This is a genomic window from Planktotalea sp., assembly GCF_039984035.1.
In the GTDB taxonomy this organism is placed as follows: Bacteria; Pseudomonadota; Alphaproteobacteria; order Rhodobacterales; family Rhodobacteraceae; genus Planktotalea.
On the sequence record NZ_JBDWVM010000124.1, the window covers coordinates 1 to 2,741 of the forward strand.

The following is a 2,741-nucleotide window of genomic DNA, read 5'->3' on the forward strand; positions in this document are numbered from 1 at the left end:
ATTGGCGCTGTCGGCGGCGCCAATGTTCTGCTCGGAGATGCTCTGTTCATCGGAGCTGGCGTGTTCTGGGCAATCTATACCGTAGCCTATCGTAAGAGCGGATTGACCCCATGGCACGGGGCTGCACTTATCTGTTTTTGGTCGTCCATTTTGGTCATCCCGATCTGGCTTATGTCACCGGACGCGGCTTTGCTGGATGCGCCATGGTCAGACATCGCCTTACAAGTCGCAGCACAAGGTATCCTCGCGGGCCTCATTGGCCTCGCGGCCTATGGCGCGGCCATCCGGCATCTTGGCGCCAGCGTGGCAGCTGCCAGCGGAGCGGTTGTGCCGGCATTGACAGCAGTCGGTGGCTTTTTTCTTCTTGGTGAACCGTTGTCATGGCTGACTGCAATCGGTGTGGCTTGCGTTGCAGCCGGCATTTGGGCTTTTGCCGGATCGCCGGGCATGTCGCAGTTTTTTGCCAAGCCTGTACGTGATCCCGAGGCTAAGAGATGACCGGTGTGAAAAGAAACCTGCTCTCTGACTATTCGCTCGGCGTTATACTGATCGTGGCCGCGACAATCGCGTACAGCACCGCGGGCCTTTTCACCAAAGGCGTCGTAGCTGGCGTTTGGGCTGTCATATTCTGGCGCGGCGTATTCGCGGTCGGGTTTTCCGTAATGTGGACCGCTCATAAAGGCACGTTTCGCCAAAACTTCCTTGGGTTTGGTTCGAGCGGATGGTGCGTCGCCATCATCGGCGCGCTCGGCACAGCGGCTTTCATCCCGGCGTTTAGACTGACCAGTATTGCGAATGTATCTTTGATCTATGCAACCGCGCCGCTCATTGCGGCAACGTTTGCCTGGGCTATGATCGGGGAACGCATAACTGCCCGAACACTAATGGGTTGCATCGGAGCACTTTTGGGCGTCGGCATCATCGTATCCGGTTCTTTTGGACAGTTCAGCATCTACGGTGACCTCCTTGCTCTCATTATGACCATCGCAATGGCCTTAATCATTGTCATTTATCGCAAGTATCCTAACACGCCCGGCGCGGGCCCAACCGCAATGCAGTCAATATTGCTGACACCGGTCGCCCTAGTCTTTGGCCAGCCATTCCAGACAGAACCTTTAGAGATACTCATCCTCGCAGCCTTCGGGCTGTTTTTTGCCATCGCGGCCATCTCCTTGGCCGAAGGCGCGAAACGGGTTCCATCTGGTCAAACAGCTTTATTGAGCGCCTTGGAAACCCCGTTAGCTCCCTTCTTTGCCTTCATTTTGTTCATGGAAATCCCAGGAAACGCGACCGTTCTGGGAGGCGCGATTGTATTGCTCGCGGTGCTTGCATCGATCAATAGCGAAGTAAAATCGGATAAATCTGTCACTGATTGAGCTTGCTAAACCAGTTGACTCAACCCGAAAGCCGTTACTAGCCATACTGCAGAGCTTCCTAGGTATGGACTCACTGCTGACCTCAGATGCGGCGTAGCCTCTAAGTGATCTGGCCTGCCCAGCGAAACATGGACGGCCCAAACCGGACATTCGAGCTTTGCGCAGTTAAAGTCTGCTTCGAGCCCACAGCCGACATCTTCAATTTCTGCTGCGCGCGCACGCAGCATAAGAATTGCCTCAGCAGCTCGCATCACGACGCTGCGTGGCGGCGGTGTTTGCGGCCATTCGTTCATCGCGCAGCATGGATTATCAGGGCAACTGACAGGTCGCGGACTTTACTGCTATTCATTGGCTCACCGCAAATGACTGCTTCGCAGACAGCTGGCATCAAATCCAGGCGCTGCAGAACGTATCATCGTAACAATCTTGTGATCACAACGACAACAATACATCTTGTCAAAAATATCTACCAACTAGTAGATTGATATCCTGTTCACAAGGAGAGATGACATGAAAATCTATGATACCGAAGGCTTCCCAAACCCAGCCCGTGTACGCATGGCACTTGCCGAAAAAGGTGCGACGGACAAAGTCGAATTTGTTCCAGTTGACGTGATGGGTGGTGAACATCGCTCCGACGCATTCAAGTCCAAGAACCCGGATGCTGTGGTCCCTTGCCTTGAGCTGGCAGACGGCACCCATATCTCGCAGTGCAACGCGATTACAGAGTATATTGACGGCCATTTCGAAGGCCCAACGCTGACCGGAGAAACACCCAAACAACGTGCACAAATCGCAATGATGAACCTGCGCGCAGAAAACGGCCTTTTAAATGCTGTGGGAACCTACTTTCACCACGCGACACCTGGCCTTGGTCCAGACCTTGAAACTTATCAATGTGCCGAATGGGGCGCGAAGCAAAAGGAAGTTGCCGGTCAGACAATGGCGTATCTCGACGAAGTTCTGGCGGACAATGAATACCTGGCTGGGGCTGCGTTCTCGGTAGCGGACATTACTGCTTTCGCGGGCCTCGCATTTGCGGACTTTGCAAAGGTCGAGATTCCGGAATCACTCTTAAACCTGACGGCATGGCGTGCGAAAGTTGCAGCACGCCCCAGCATCGCAGGCTAACGCGCGACACCACTCAAGCCGAAAGGACACAACATGGAACTGAACGCAGACTTTAAGAAACGCGTGGTTGTTCACTCTGAGCAGCTTGAGTGGAACGCTTCGCCTATGCCTGGTGTAGATCGGCGTATGCTGGACCGCATTGGGGGCGAGGTTGCCCGTGCCACGACAATTGTACGCTACGCGCCGGGCAGCCAATTTTCCGAGCATACCCATACAGGTGGCGAAGAATTCATC

At 54.3% G+C, this 2,741-nt stretch carries 4 protein-coding genes; all 4 read left to right on the forward strand.

The window, feature by feature from the left end:
* Positions 1–498, forward strand: a 498-nt coding sequence (locus ABJQ89_RS05590) for an EamA family transporter (RefSeq protein ID WP_348495280.1), incomplete at its 5' end; no start/stop codon positions are given.
* Positions 499–503: 5 nt separating this feature from the next.
* Entirely contained in the window at positions 504–1,376 is an 873-nt protein-coding gene (locus ABJQ89_RS05595; protein ID WP_348495281.1) for a DMT family transporter, read from the forward strand.
* Positions 1,377–1,886: 510 nt separating this feature from the next.
* Positions 1,887–2,507 (forward strand): glutathione S-transferase, encoded by a 621-nt coding sequence (locus ABJQ89_RS05600; protein ID WP_348495282.1) that lies wholly within the window; start codon positions 1,887–1,889, stop codon positions 2,505–2,507.
* Positions 2,508–2,540: 33 nt separating this feature from the next.
* Positions 2,541–2,741, forward strand: a 201-nt coding sequence (locus ABJQ89_RS05605) for a cupin domain-containing protein (RefSeq protein WP_348495283.1), incomplete at its 3' end; no start/stop codon positions are given.

Excerpts from the sequence above, each read along its gene's own strand:
- ABJQ89_RS05600 (WP_348495282.1), top strand. The coding sequence starts at position 1,887 with ATGAAAATCTATGATACCGAAGGCTTCCCAAACCCAGCCCGTGTACGC.